Origin of the sequence: Polaribacter marinaquae (genome assembly GCF_038019025.1) — a bacterium.
Lineage (GTDB): Bacteria > Bacteroidota > Bacteroidia > Flavobacteriales > Flavobacteriaceae > Polaribacter > Polaribacter marinaquae.
Genome location: NZ_CP150496.1, coordinates 2,091,467 through 2,105,955, shown reverse-complemented (window position 1 = coordinate 2,105,955; position 14,489 = coordinate 2,091,467). Strand labels below are relative to the sequence as shown.

Annotated in this window: 13 protein-coding genes; 4 read left to right on the top strand and 9 right to left on the bottom strand. The window is 30.9% G+C overall.

Annotation, left to right across the window (positions count from 1 at the left end; translation table 11 throughout):
- Positions 1 to 4 precede the first annotated feature (4 nt).
- Together WG950_RS09570 and WG950_RS09565 are read right to left on the bottom strand one after the other, a co-directional pair.
- Positions 5 to 733 carry a GLPGLI family protein gene (locus tag WG950_RS09570; protein ID WP_340931945.1) on the bottom strand — a complete coding sequence of 243 codons (729 nt, stop codon included), beginning with the start codon at positions 731 to 733 and terminating at the stop codon, positions 5 to 7.
- A gap of 93 nt (positions 734 to 826) precedes the next feature.
- Positions 827 to 1,078 carry a hypothetical protein gene (locus WG950_RS09565; RefSeq protein ID WP_340931943.1) on the bottom strand — a complete coding sequence of 84 codons (252 nt, stop codon included), beginning with the start codon at positions 1,076 to 1,078 and terminating at the stop codon, positions 827 to 829.
- Positions 1,079 to 1,718: 640 nt separating this feature from the next.
- On the opposite strand from WG950_RS09565, the gene WG950_RS09560 reads away from it, so the two are divergent.
- Together WG950_RS09560 and WG950_RS09555 are read left to right on the top strand one after the other, a co-directional pair.
- The gene (locus WG950_RS09560; protein WP_079737724.1) at positions 1,719 to 1,952 is read left to right on the top strand and encodes a helix-turn-helix domain-containing protein; all 234 of its coding nucleotides are present in this window, start codon (positions 1,719 to 1,721) and stop codon (positions 1,950 to 1,952) included.
- Between the two features lie 50 nt (positions 1,953 to 2,002).
- Positions 2,003 to 2,245: a helix-turn-helix domain-containing protein gene (locus WG950_RS09555; RefSeq protein ID WP_077810595.1), complete on the top strand. Its 243-nt coding sequence runs from the start codon at positions 2,003 to 2,005 to the stop codon at positions 2,243 to 2,245.
- A 61-nt stretch (positions 2,246 to 2,306) separates the two neighbouring features.
- Here WG950_RS09555 and WG950_RS09550 read toward each other — a convergent pair whose 3' ends face one another.
- The 5 genes from WG950_RS09550 to WG950_RS09530 all read right to left on the bottom strand — a co-directional run bounded on the left by WG950_RS09550 (position 2,307) and on the right by WG950_RS09530 (position 9,423).
- Positions 2,307 to 3,047, bottom strand: a complete 741-nt coding sequence (locus tag WG950_RS09550) for a succinate dehydrogenase/fumarate reductase iron-sulfur subunit (protein ID WP_077810596.1) — start codon at positions 3,045 to 3,047, stop codon at positions 2,307 to 2,309.
- Between the two features lie 10 nt (positions 3,048 to 3,057).
- A complete protein-coding gene (locus WG950_RS09545; RefSeq protein WP_077810597.1) occupies positions 3,058 to 5,055 on the bottom strand; it encodes a fumarate reductase/succinate dehydrogenase flavoprotein subunit in 1,998 nt (665 codons plus the stop codon).
- Between the two features lie 12 nt (positions 5,056 to 5,067).
- Positions 5,068 to 5,745 (bottom strand): succinate dehydrogenase cytochrome b subunit, encoded by a 678-nt coding sequence (locus WG950_RS09540; RefSeq protein ID WP_340931938.1) that lies wholly within the window; start codon positions 5,743 to 5,745, stop codon positions 5,068 to 5,070.
- A 137-nt stretch (positions 5,746 to 5,882) separates the two neighbouring features.
- Positions 5,883 to 6,512: a DUF6973 domain-containing protein gene (locus WG950_RS09535; protein WP_340931936.1), complete on the bottom strand. Its 630-nt coding sequence runs from the start codon at positions 6,510 to 6,512 to the stop codon at positions 5,883 to 5,885.
- 82 nt (positions 6,513 to 6,594) lie between these two features.
- Positions 6,595 to 9,423 (bottom strand): VPS10 domain-containing protein, encoded by a 2,829-nt coding sequence (locus tag WG950_RS09530; RefSeq protein WP_340931935.1) that lies wholly within the window; start codon positions 9,421 to 9,423, stop codon positions 6,595 to 6,597.
- Between the two features lie 173 nt (positions 9,424 to 9,596).
- Here WG950_RS09530 and WG950_RS09525 point away from each other — a divergent pair, with 173 nt between their 5' ends.
- On the top strand, positions 9,597 to 10,931 hold the full coding sequence (locus tag WG950_RS09525) for a DEAD/DEAH box helicase (protein WP_340931934.1): 1,335 nt from the start codon (positions 9,597 to 9,599) through the stop codon (positions 10,929 to 10,931).
- Positions 10,932 to 11,062: 131 nt separating this feature from the next.
- On the top strand, positions 11,063 to 12,352 hold the full coding sequence (locus tag WG950_RS09520) for an aminopeptidase P family protein (protein ID WP_340931933.1): 1,290 nt from the start codon (positions 11,063 to 11,065) through the stop codon (positions 12,350 to 12,352).
- A 58-nt stretch (positions 12,353 to 12,410) separates the two neighbouring features.
- Here WG950_RS09520 and WG950_RS09515 read toward each other — a convergent pair whose 3' ends face one another.
- Positions 12,411 to 13,415 carry a sugar kinase gene (locus WG950_RS09515; protein ID WP_340931931.1) on the bottom strand — a complete coding sequence of 335 codons (1,005 nt, stop codon included), beginning with the start codon at positions 13,413 to 13,415 and terminating at the stop codon, positions 12,411 to 12,413.
- A 79-nt stretch (positions 13,416 to 13,494) separates the two neighbouring features.
- The gene (locus WG950_RS09510; RefSeq protein WP_077810604.1) at positions 13,495 to 14,274 is read right to left on the bottom strand and encodes an alpha/beta fold hydrolase; all 780 of its coding nucleotides are present in this window, start codon (positions 14,272 to 14,274) and stop codon (positions 13,495 to 13,497) included.
- Between the last annotated feature and the right edge of the window lie 215 nt (positions 14,275 to 14,489).

The window sequence follows — 14,489 nt, the reverse complement described above, 5'->3', positions numbered from 1 at the left end:
ATAATTAATTTCTTTGTTTCCAATTTCTTTCATAAAAGAGTTTTTTAGTCATCAATTCAAACTCAACATCTGTTAATTTTTTTCCTTTTTTTGGTTTTTTAATTTTAATTTCTTTTTTAGTATTTAGATCAATTTTTCTAACTGAATACATAAGGTCACTATCGTTTAACTCTAAAATAGCACCCGCCAATCCAGTATATTCTTTTGGTCCAAAATTAATATTAATAGAAGGTGCATACCAGGCTACAACTTTCTTTTTAAAAATACCTTTACTGTTTTCAACTGTTTTTACCCCTATAGCTTTATAGCATTTATAATTTTTTATTATTTTAACGTCTTGTGTTAAAGTCCATTTAAAAAAATTAGATTGCACTAAAAATAATTCTCCTCCAAATTCTTTTTGATGTAAGACTTTTTTATCATTTAGGTTTACATAATACACCCCATTACCTGCCAATATATCTAGAAGTTTTTCTTTTCTGTTAGGTAAGTTTAATTTTTTACTTTTAAAAAATATAGATTCATCTGCATTGAAATATAATAAGTATATTAATTCATCCTTAGTATTAATAAAGGAATTTACCATTTTTTTTAGTTCAGGATTATCCTTTTTTCCTTCAAAATATTTTTGAGTATCAATTTTTACTTTAGATACACTGTAGGTTATAATTCCTTTATTTTGAGAATAAACACCTAATGTACAAAAGAATAACAACCGTATAACTTTATTCATAATCAATTATTTTATTAATAAAAAATCTGAAAATAGCGAAAATTAAGGTTATACTTTATTTTCAATATTCTCAGATTCACTTTTTTATTTAAATTAATCGAATTCTTCAGGCTCTTCCATTTCAATTAAATTATCAATGTTATAATCAACACATCCAGAATATGCATTATCGAAAGCTATTAAAGAATCTCCATATGATCCTCCATTCATTAAAACTATAGCTTGTGAAACATTAGCAAATTGATCACAGTCTATATCTTGTATTGCATCTACAGACATGTTTTTCGCATTCATCATTGTTCCTGTTGCTAGTACAAATACTAGGCTTAATATTACTTTTTTCATAATATAAAATTTATAACCTATTTTTTTATTTAGGTTTATTTAATTAATAATTTTTTAGAGTTTTAAATGAATAAACAAGTTAAAAATTCTTCAAAAACTTGTAGAAAAAGCAGTACTTTTGTAAGACTTCCTCTGATTGTTATTGTTTATTTACATAAGCATTTGTTTTAAGTGATACATTTATTTAGTAATTTTTATATTTCTTAAATCTGCAAGCAGAGGTTTTCTTTTTAATTCTATTTTCTTCAATAAAATAAACAGCATACTAAAGTCTGTTATCATCTCTTTTGTAGTGAAATGATCTTTTTATTTTATGAATTTAAACGATAAAGGTTTATTTATTTAGGGCTTCTAAATTGCCTAAAAAGGCTATTTAAAACTATATTGTAGAGAAACTTTTCTTTTTCACAGCATTTTTCTCTCACCCAAAGATGAAACTTATTTTTTAATAATCCTAAAAAACTACCCACCCGATTTGGACTAGCTGAATTCAGGGATACTAAAAACATACTGTTTTCAGCTAGTCCAATTTGGAAAGTTAAATACATTTTTTTTTCTTACTTTTGAAAAAAGAAAAAGACTAAAAAACAACTGTTTAGCCAAAAAACTAAATTAGAAAAACTAAAAAATGCTATAAAAAATGAATGAAAACAGCTCACTGCAAAGTGTAGATCATCAGATTAATAATATTTTAAATATGATAATCTACAGAAGAAAAAAATTAGGTCTTACCCAAACCGATTTAGCAAATAAACTTGAAATAACTTTAAGTGGTTATTACAAAATAGAAAAAGGAAAAACAGATTTAAATTTTAGACGAATGCTAGAAATAGCAGAAATTTTAGATGTAGATCTTAACTACTTTTTTAAGTAATTGTAGTTTACACATATTATTGATTCATTTCTATTGCATATTATAAAAAAATGATTGAAAAAGATATAATTAATGCTACACACAGTAAAATTCTGCAGAAAATAGTGACTTTAAGAAGTAATGCTGGCGTTTCTCAAGTAGAGTTAGCAGATGCTATCGGAATTTCTGAAAGTGGCTATTTTAAAGTAGAAAAAGGAAAAACAAAGCTAGATTTAGAACGGTTGCTAATTATCTTGCTAAAACTTAAAATTTCTCCAAAAGATTTTTTTAAAGATATAGAATTAAATTTCTAAAATAAAAACCCCAAAACTATTTAAATAGTTTTGGGGTTTTTAATTACAAAAAGCTTAATTTTTAAATATTTGCTTTCATCAATTCTCTATTCATTCTTGCAATGTTGTCTAAAGAAATTCCTTTAGGACACTCAACCTCACAAGCACCTGTATTTGTACAGTTTCCAAAACCTTCTAAATCCATTTGTGCAACCATGTTTTGCACACGATCTGCAGCTTCTACTTGCCCTTGTGGTAATAAAGCATATTGAGATACTTTAGCACCTACAAATAACATTGCAGAAGAGTTTTTACACGTTGCAACGCAAGCACCACAACCAATACAAGTTGCAGCATCCATAGCCTCATCTGCTGCATGCTTAGAGATAGGAATAGAGTTTGCATCTTGTGTATTACCAGATGTATTTACAGAAATGTAACCACCTGCATGTTGTATTCTATCAAAAGAAGATCTGTCTACAACTAAATCTTTAACCACCGGAAAAGCAGCTGCTCTAAATGGCTCTATTGTTATAGTATCGCCGTCTTTAAACATACGCATGTGTAATTGACACGTGGTAACGCCTCTATCTGGCCCATGAGCTTCTCCGTTAATATACATAGAACACATACCACAGATACCTTCTCTACAATCATGATCAAAAGCAACTGGTTCTTCACCAGCATTTACTAATTGTTCATTTAAAACATCCATCATTTCTAAGAAAGACATATGTTCTGATATTTCAGTAACCTTATAATCTACCATTTGACCCTTTGTAGATGAGTCTTTCTGTCTCCAAATCTTAAGTGTTAAATTCATAATGTCTATCTTATTTATAACTTCTTTCTTTAACTTCTATGTTCTCGTAAACCAATTCTTCTTTATGCAATACTGCGTCTTTTGGTTCTCCTTTATATTCCCAAGCAGAAACAAATTGAAATTCTTTTAATCTCTTTGCTTCTCCTTCTTCTGTTTGATGCTCTTCTCTAAAGTGACCACCAGCAGATTCTTCTCTTACTAAAGCATCTTTTGCAAATAATTCTCCTAATTCTAAGAAATCTGCAACTCTACCTGCTTTTGCTAATTGTTCGTTGTATTCTGTATCTGTTCCTGGTACAATTACGTTTTTCCAGAAATCTTTTCTTAATTCAGATATTTCTACAATAGCTTCTTCTAAACCAGCTTTATTTCTAGACATTCCACATTTTTCCCACATAATTTTACCTAATTTTTTGTGGTAATAATCTACAGAATGTGTTCCTTTATTGTTGATAAAGAATTTTATTCTATCTGCAACTTCTTTTTCTGCTGCTTCAAACTCTGGTGTATCTGTAGATATTTTTCCTGTTCTAATATCATCAGCTAAATAATCTCCAATAGTATAAGGTAACACAAAGTAACCATCTGCTAAACCTTGCATTAGTGCAGAAGCACCTAATCTGTTTGCACCATGATCAGAGAAGTTTGCTTCTCCAATTGCGTAACAACCAGGTATCGTAGTCATTAAATTATAATCTACCCAAACACCACCCATTGTGTAGTGTACCGCTGGATATATCATCATTGGTGTTTCATATGGATTTTCATCAACGATTTTCTCGTACATCTGAAATAAGTTACCATATTTAGCCTCAACAATCTTTTGTCCTAATTCGTAAATCTTAGCATCAGAAGGATTGTTTATATTTTGAATTTTTGCTTGTTCTTTACCATAACGCGTTATTGCAGATGCAAAATCTAAATATACAGCTTCACCTGTTGCATTTACACCGTAACCAGCATCACAACGCTCTTTTGCTGCTCTAGAAGCAACATCACGTGGTACTAAGTTACCAAATGCAGGGTAACGTCTTTCTAAATAATAATCTCTTTCGTCTTCAGACAAATCGGTTGGTTTTTTACGACCTTCTCTAATTGCTAAAACATCTTCCATGTTTTTAGGAACCCAAATTCGTCCATCATTTCTTAAAGATTCAGACATCAATGTTAATTTAGACTGATAATCTCCTGATCTAGGAATACATGTTGGGTGAATTTGTGTATAACATGGGTTTGCAAAATATGCTCCTTTTTTATGTACTTTCCATCCGGCAGTAACATTAGAACCCATTGCATTAGTAGATAAGAAATATACATTACCATAACCACCAGAAGCAATAACTACTGCGTGTGCAGAATGACGTTCTATTTCTCCTGTAACCAAGTTACGTGCAATAATTCCTCTTGCTTTACCATCTACAATAACAACATCTAACATTTCATGACGATTGAACATTTCAATCTTACCACGAGCAATTTGACGGTTCATTGCAGAATATGCACCTAATAATAATTGTTGTCCTGTTTGTCCTTTTGCATAAAAAGTTCTAGAAACTAAAACTCCACCAAAAGAACGGTTGTCTAAAAGACCACCATAATCACGTGCAAAAGGAACTCCTTGTGCTACACATTGATCTATAATATTTGCAGAAACCTCTGCAAGTCTGTAAACGTTAGCTTCTCTAGAACGGTAATCTCCTCCTTTTACAGTATCGTAAAATAATCTGTAAGTAGAATCACCATCTCCTTGATAGTTTTTTGCTGCATTAATACCTCCTTGAGCCGCAATAGAGTGCGCTCTTCTTGGAGAATCTTGATATGCAAAAGATTTTACATTGTAGCCTAATTCTGCTAAAGTTGCAGAGGCAGAACCACCTGCTAAACCTGTACCAACAACAATAACATCGATGTGTCTTTTGTTTGCTGGGTTTACTAAGTTAATTTTGTTTTTATAATCTGTCCATTTATCTTTTAATGGACCTTGAGGTACTTTTGAATCTAAAGCCATAATTGTATTCGATTAATGGTTTAAGTAATGATAAAGAGCTACAAAAATAAAACCTGCTGGTACTAAAATTGAGTATACTTTACCGATAGTTTGTAATGTTTTCTTTCTTCCTGCTGTTCCTCCCATAGATTGAAATGCAGATGTAAAACCGTGTGCTAAATGTAATCCTAAGAAAACAAAAGCAACAACATAAGCAACTACTCTAATTGGGTTCACAAATTTGTGCACTAGTTCTTCGTAATAACGAAAACCTTCTACACCTTCCATCATACCAGACCAATCTCCTTGTATGTATTTTGTGTTGATTTCTGGAAACCAAAAATCGATAAAGTGTAAAACAATAAATGCTAAAATTGTAATTCCACTCCAAATCATGTTTCTACTCATCCAAGATGAATTTGCAGCACCATTATTCTTTGCATAAGACACACCTTGCGCTTTTCTGTTTCTTAGTTCTAAGATAAAACCCATTACAAAGTGAAAAACAACTGCAAAAATTAATACTGGTTGTAATGCAAATTGTACCACTGGGTTTGTACCCATAAAGTGAGAAACTTCGTTAAAAGTATCTGGACTAAAAACTGATAAAACATTAATTGCTAAATGCTGAAGTAAGAAGAACATTAAGAAAAACGCCGATAGCGCCATTGCTACTTTTCTTCCAATTGAAGATTTAAAAAATCCGCTCATTGTATATGTTAGTTTAATTTATAATACAAAAATACGGCTTAACAAAACGTAGTACAAGAAAATTACAACGTTTTCGTTTGTATTTAGAATAATTATAAATAAAACTGTTTTGCTTTTAACAGAAAACAATGATTTTGTTATTTTCTGCTCTTTTTAGAATTAGAAGGCACCAAGCATTTGTTATTTTTCCATTTGCCTTTTAAAGATTCTTTAGAAATTATTTTTTGGTTGCACGTTAAAAAATTACCATTTGCATCTTTCTTAATAATTTTCATTTTGCCATTGTAAATTGCATTTACAATTCTATAAATTAAACTTCTTTTAGAAACAGTACTTCCTTTTGTTATCAACTTTAAACCTTCTTCGTTGTTGTGTAAATCCATATCTGTAGAAATTTCATCTGGCACAACACCATCTTCTAATTTAAGTTTTTTATAAGTAATATAGTTTTCTTTTTCATGCGCTTTACCTAACGATCTTGCTGCTCTTTCACCTATTTCTTGGCGTAATCTTGCCATCCAATACGCGTGCCTAAAAGCATCTACTTGCCCACCTGCAGCATCTTTATCTAACAAATTGGTTTTTCTAATAGAATCTGCAACCTTATTTGTTTCTTTTGAAATCTTTAGAGAAGTTTTTGCCTTAAAAGGATGAAATAAAACCCATCTTTTTATTGGACCAGATAGTTTTAAAAAACTTTTAAAATCTGATTGAGCAGTAGTAGAAAGTGTTAACAAAAAGAAGATTAAAAAGGTTATTTTTTTCATGCTTGAAATATACTAAAAAAACGATTTAAAAATCTCTTATAGACTTCTAAACCGTTTTTTTAAATTGAAAGAAATTAATTGATTATTTTATTTCAAATTCGCTTTTAGAAGTAGCACTTTTTACAGTATATTTTCCTTTAGGCAAATATACAACTCCGTTTTTAGCTACTTTTAAAGTCGATTTTTTATTAACCTTTTCATAAGCTTTCTTTCCTTTTTTAGAAAAAGAAACATCAAAAAAAGCTTCATTATAACCTTTTGTAGCATCAAGAACTATAGTGTTTACTTTAATATCATTTGTGTAAATATCTAAAGTAACTTTTTTATCAGAATTCGAATAAAAAGGAATTGTAATTTCTGGAGTAAAAGCGTCTCTCCACATACTCCAAGAACGCCCCCAAGAACCACTTTTTCTTACACTTTTAACATCGAAAATATGTGTAGCAGCAGACATTACACTTTTATCTATATTCTGCAACGCACTAACATCTGCTTTATATAAACTTCTACCATGCGTACCTACAATTAAGTGTTTAGCTGTTGGCTGAATCACTAAATCGTGCACTGCTACGTTTGGTAAATTATTTGCAAATGCTTCCCAAGAATTTCCTCTATCAAAAGAAATATACAAACCATTATCTGTACCAACGTATAAAATGTTTTCGTTAGCCGGATCTTCTTTAATTACGTTTACAGAAGATGTTGGGATAGCGTTACCAATATTTGTCCATGTTTGACCATAATTTTCTGAAACGAAAACATAAGGTGTAAAATCATCAGATCTATAGCCGTTTAAAGTTGCATAAACGCGTTCTTTTTTAAATTTTGATGCAATTACTCTTGTAACCCATAAATTTTGCGGCAAATTATTAGAAATTCTTGCCCAAGAACCTCCACCATTTTTAGTTACATTAATATAACCATCATCAGAACCAACATATAAAAGTCCGAATTGAAAAGGACTTTCTGAAATAGACGTTAATGTACCGTAAGCAACATTTCCTTTTTTACCACCCGTAGTTAAATCTCCAGAAATTGTTTCCCAATTGTTACCTTGATCTAAAGATCTGTGTAATTTATTACCTCCTAAATATAAAATATCTTGGTTATGTTTTGATAAATGAATTGGTGTTTGCCAGTTAAATCTATACGGATTTTCGCCTAAAGTATGTTTTGGCTGAATATATTTGCTTCTTCCGGTTTCTGTATCTATTCTAGAATAATTACCAAACTGATAACCTGTATAAACAATATTAGGATTTCTATCATCTACTTGCACTTGCATACCGTCGCCACCCATAATAGACTTGTAAGGGTTTTGACCAGATTGTTGCCAACCTTTATTAATTCTTGCATTATTACTAGCAACCCAAACACCATTATCTTGTAAACCACCGTAAACTTTGTAGTTTTTCTGATTATCTGCATATACAGAATAGAATTGACCAACTGCTGGATCGTTTAATTTAATCCAGTTTTCACCGTCATCATAAGACAAGTTTAAACCACCATCATTTCCGTTTAAAATGTGTCCTGATTTTTTTGGATTTACCCACAATGCTTGATGATCTGAATGTACATTTTCTTTACTGATAGAAGTAAAAGTTTTACCACCATCTTTAGATTTTATAATTGGAACACCTAATACGTAAATTCCGTTTTCATCTTGTAAGTCTACTCTAATTTCACCGAAATAATATCCGTAAGAACTATAAACACCATCTAAGAAATTATCGTGAGTTTTTTTCCAAGACTTGCCACCATTTGTAGTTTTAAAAACCTCTGCACCTATTACCTGAGTATCAAATAACATAGAATTTGCGTCTTCTAAGTATTTTGCTAAATCTATTGGTTTTACAGAACCAACACGCACCATTTGTTTTACATTTTGTGCTCTGTATTTTTCTTGAAAACCATTATTTTTTAAATAAGTATTTAATTTTTTATCAGACAATTCTAAAAATGCTGCAGAAGACATTGTTTTAAAATCTTCTTTAGTTAACTCGTCTGATGGTTTTTTAGAAGTGTCTTTTTTTCTTCGGAATTGACTATCATGCAAAGCATATACTGTGTTTTCGTTAAAAACAGCCAAACCAATTCTACCAACTCCGTTTCCTGTAGGAAAACCAGATTTGTCTGAAATTTTGGTCCAAGAACTACCAGCATCTGTACTTTTATAGATTGCAGAATTACTTCCATCTCCGTCAAAATTCCATGCTTTACGTTCTCTTTCCCAAGAAGCAGCATACATTACATTAAAATTTTCTGGCGCCACAGCTACATCAATAACACCTGTATCGTTATTTATAAATAAAGATTTTGTCCATGTTTTACCGCCATCAACAGTTTTAAAAATCCCTCTTTCTTCATTAGGCGAATATAAATGCCCAATAACTCCAACAATTACCTCATTAGAATTCTCTGGATTTATTAAAATTCTACTAATATGATGCGAATCTAACAATCCTACATTTTGCCAAGTTTTACCTTTATCCGTAGATTTTAACATTCCAATACCTGCATAACTAGATCGAGAAGAGTTTTTCTCTCCGGTTCCTACCCAAATAGTTCCGTTGTTCCAATCTACAGCAATATCACCAATATTTTGCGTAGGTGAATTGTCTAAAACTGGTGTAAAAGTTGTACCGTTATTGTTTGTGTACCAAAGTCCGCCAGAAGCATAACCAACATAAAATTCTGTAGGATTTTTAGGATTAACAGAAACATCAGAAACACGACCACTCATAACTGTTGGTCCTATATTAGTAAATTTTACATTTTTAACTAGTGATGTTTTCATCATCTCTAATTTTTTGTCTAGAGATTTCTGAACAACATTTGCTTCTGTAGTATTCTGAGCAACAATACTTGCAGAAAAGCAAAGTAATAAAAGCTTAAAAATAGATTTCATAAGTAATAAGTTTGATTTGAATTGAGTTTGAAACGTTGAAATTACTATTTGTATAATCAATATCAAAAAAATTAACATAAAAACGATTTGTGCCAAACAAATTGCTTCCAGTTAAAACAACGTATCTTTGCGCCGGCAACAATTAAATAAAATTGTTGCTGTAAATTATTTTTATGACATTTTCAGATTTAGGTTTATCTCCAGCGTTGGTAAAGGCAGTTGAAGAAAAAGGATATACCAAACCATCTCCAATACAAGAAAAAGCGATTCCGCATATATTAGAAGGCAAAGATATTTTAGCTTCCGCACAAACAGGAACCGGTAAAACAGCTGGTTTTACATTGCCTGTTTTACAATATTTATCAGACACAAAACACCCAAAATACAGACCATTAAGAGCTTTAGTGCTAACACCAACAAGAGAATTGGCTGCACAAGTTCACGACAATATAAAAGAGTACAGCAAGTATGTTAATATAAAATCTGCAGTAGTTTTTGGTGGTGTAAATGCAAAACCTCAAATAGCAACTTTAAGAAGAGGTGTAGATATTTTAGTAGCAACACCAGGTAGATTGTTAGATTTACACGATCAAAAAGCGGTGTCGTTTAAAAGAATTGATGTTCTAATTTTAGATGAAGCAGATAGAATGTTAGACATGGGTTTTGTTAGAGACATTAACAAACTTATTAGTTTTATGCCTGCTAAGAGACAAAACTTATTGTTTTCTGCTACATTTTCTAAAGAGATTAAAAAATTGGCATCGGGTATTTTAGAAAATCCTGTTTCTGTAGAAACAGCACCACAAAATTCTACCGCCAAAAAAGTAACTCACAAGGTTTTTAAAGTTGATAAAAAAAGAAAAACAGAGTTTACAATTAAGTTGATAAAAGACAATAATTGGAACCAAGTTTTAATTTTTACAAGAACAAAGCATGGTGCAAATAAGTTAACGCAAAAGTTAATTCAATCTAAAATTACTGCAGCAGCCATACATGGTAATAAAAGTCAAGGCGCAAGAACAAAAGCTTTAAAAAACTTTAAAGAAAACACCATAAAAGTTTTAGTTGCAACAGATATTGCTGCAAGAGGATTAGACATTCCGTTACTACCACACGTTATAAATTTCGAACTACCAAATGTACCCGAAGATTATGTACACAGAATCGGTAGAACTGGTAGAGCTGGTGCTGCCGGAGAAGCAATTTCTTTGGTTTGTAGCGAAGAAACAGAATATCAAAATGAAATTGAAAAACTTTTAAAAGAGAAGTTAAAATCTACTGTTGTAGAAGGTTTTGAACCAACAGATACTGCACCACCTAAAAGAGCTGCAACACAAAGTAAAAGTTCTTTTGGTAAAAAGAAAAAACAAAGGCCTTCTAATGGAAACCCTGGAGGTTCTTCTGATCAAAAAAAACCAAAAAGGAAACCCCATTTTAAAGGCAACAAACCTGCAGGCGCAACTTCTGGAAGAGGTAGAACCGGTGCACCTAAAAAAAAACGATTTTAGATTAAGTTTGATTTAAAAATTACAATCCCATTTTCTTAATATAGAATTTGGGATTTTTTTTATTCTAATTGGTCATTTTTTAAGTTCCTCTTTATTATTGCTACCTTTGTGTATCACTAAAAATCACTAGTATGAAATACGATAAAATAGACGCTAATTTATTTATTAAAAACCGTAAAAATTTTGCGGCTAATATGAAACCAAATAGTTTAGCTATTTTTAACTCTAACGATATTTACCCAATTGGTGCAGATAGCACAATGCCTTTCGAGCAACACAGAGATATTTTCTATTTAAGTGGTGTAGACCAAGAAGAAAGTGTTTTAATGTTGTTTCCAGATTGTCCCAATGAAAACCTAAGAGAAGTTTTATTTTTAACAGAAACAAATGATCATATTGCAGTTTGGGAAGGTGAAAAACTAACTAAAGAAGCAGCCTTATCAACCTCTGGTATTAAAAATGTTTATTGGTTACAAGACTTAGAAAAAGTATTATTCGAAATGGCTTCTTATGCAGATACTTTTTACATTAACACAAACGAACATTATAGAGCAAATGTAGCAACAGAAACAAGAGAAGACCGTTTTACAAAATGGTTGTTGGCAAAATACCCTGCGCATTCTGTGGCAAAAAGCAATCCTATTTTACAAAGATTACGTTCTGTAAAAGATTCTATTGAACTAGATTTGATGCAGAAAGCTTGTAATATTACAGAAAAAGGATTTCGTAGAATTTTAGACTTTATAAAACCCGGAGTTTGGGAATATGAAATTGAAGCAGAATTGTTGCATGAATTTGTAAGAAATAGGTCTAAAGGTTTTGCTTACACGCCAATTATTGCATCTGGTAACAACGCAAATGTTTTACATTATATAGAAAACAATCAGCAATGTAAAAGTGGCGATTTAATTTTGTTTGATATTGCCGCAGAATATGCAAATTATAAAAGTGATTTATCTAGAACTGTACCCGTTTCTGGTCGTTTTACTGATAGACAAAAAGCTGTTTACAATGCTGTAAATTATGTTAAAAAAGAGGCTACAAAACTTTTAGTACCGGGAACAATTTGGAAAGACTATCATGTTGAAGTAGGAGAAATTATGACTTCTGAATTACTTAAACTTGGTTTATTAGACAAGGCAGATGTACAAAATGAAGATAAAAATTGGCCTGCTTATAAAAAGTATTTTATGCATGGTACAAGTCATCATATTGGTTTAGACACGCATGATTATGGTTTATTACACGAGCCTATGCAAGCAAATAATGTGTTTACTGTAGAACCTGGTATTTATATTCCAGAAGAAGGTTTCGGAATTCGATTAGAAGATGATGTTGTAATTCAAGAAAAAGGAGAACCTTTTAATTTAATGGGTAATATACCTATTGAAGCAGATGAAATAGAAGATTTAATGAACTAAAGAAATACAAAAAGGCGAGTTGTTAAAACTCGCCTTTTTCATTTTATCATCAATTATTTTATCTATTTAATCTACCCGAAGTATTTCCCTCTAAAATAGAGATTACATCGCTTTCATTTGCATAATTTACATCACCCAAATAGGTGTGTTTTATCGCACAAGCTGCGGCACCAAATTCCATTGCTTTATAATCATCAAACTTTTGCAAACCGTGTATTAAACCTGCAGCAAAAGCATCACCGGTTCCTATTCTATCTACAACGTGTGTAATATCTAAATCTTGTGTTTCTTTAAACTCAACACCGTTCCACATTCTTGCTCTAATTTTGTGCCAAGAAGAATTTATAGAAGTTCTAATTTTATCAAACACCTTTTCTATATTCGGAAATTTTTCGATTAATAACTTGCTCGCTTCTGTAAATTCGTCGTTAGAATACCCAAAACTAGTTCCTAAAACTTCATTTATTTCATTTACGCCGCCAATAAATATGGTAGAATATTGTAGCAAATCTGTTAAGACATCTTTGGCCTCTTCCCCGTATTTCCACAAAGCACTTCTATATGTTGGGTCAGCAGAAATAATCATTCCTTTTTCTTTCGCTAAAATCAAACCTTCTTTTAAAGTTTCTTTAGCTCCTTTGCATAAAGCCGGCGTTATACCTGTCCAATGAAACCATTTACCTTGTTCTAAAGATTTTTCCCAGTTTACCATTTCTGGTAAAATTTCAGAAAAAGAAGAATGCGATCTATTATAAGATATTTTACTTGGTCTCATAACTGCACCAACTTCTAAAAAGTAAACTCCTAAAGGTCTGCCAGATCTAACAATTGCAGAGGTGTCTAAATCGAATTTATTTAAGTAAGAAATAGCTGTATCGCCAATAAAATCATTAGAAATACAACTTATGTGTTTTACATCTCCGCCAAAATTTGCTATCGAAATACCAACATTTACTTCTGTACCTCCAAAATAAAATTCTACATTGTTAGCTTGAATAAATTTTTTATTTCCTAAAGGAGAAATTCTCATTAAAACCTCACCAAACGTAATTATCTTATTCATAATAAATTCTTTTACAAAGCAAATATACTTCATAAAAAACAACTAAATATGTATTTTTTATTTAAAGATTATCTAATTTTTATAAAGATGTAATAAAATTAATTGTTTTTGCATTGAAGGTTTCTGGTTGGTCTACATTTACCACATGCCCGCAATTTTCTATCACATAAAGCGAAGAGCTTACATGTTTAGAAACAATGTTTTTTATAGAAGGTAAAAACAAATGATCTTCTGACCCCATTACATAAAGTGTAGGAATTTTAATTTCTTTAGCTCTAAAAAAGCGTAACAAAGGGTTAATTTCTGATGTTAATTTAAACCAACGTAAAAACTCTTTTTGATACAATTTTTTAGCTTCATTAACAAAAAGCAATCTCGATTTCTTATGATTCTTTTTTGGCATTATAATAAATGCAAATAACTTATAAAGAAGCATGTAAGGCACTACCGATTTAAAAATATTACCAACTTTCATTAGCACTTGCGAGCGAAAATTCATTTTAATAATAGCACCACCCATTATCATACTTTTTACCAAAGATGGTCTTTTTTCTGCAAGGTTTCTTATTAAAATTGTACCTAAAGAAATTCCTACAAAGTGCGATTTTTTTATCTTAAGAAAATCGATTACCTCTTCGATGTCTGCAGTTATAGAATCGAAAGTATATTTTGCTTTAAACGTATCTTTTAATTTTGGTTTGCTATTGCCATGACCACGTAAGTCTAAAATTAAAACATTAAAATGCTTTTTAAAATCTCTAATTTGTTTGTACCAAATAGAGCTACTTCCTCCTGCGCCATGCACAAAAGTTACCCATTCTTTAGAATTTTTATGAGGATATAAATAGTAGTTTAACAATCTAAAATCGATTTGAAATGCTAAATTAAAGCATTTTATAAAATTAAATAGCAAGTTTGGTACTTTTTAACGCTTAAAATTGGTAAAATAAAAAAGTCCAAATTATCTTTATAGTAAATAATTTTCTTCTGAAAAAGACATTTTGCATATTATTATTTATCGCTTTTGCTTTTAGGCCAGCGTATCATCTTGCATATATTGGTTATTTTGAGCTG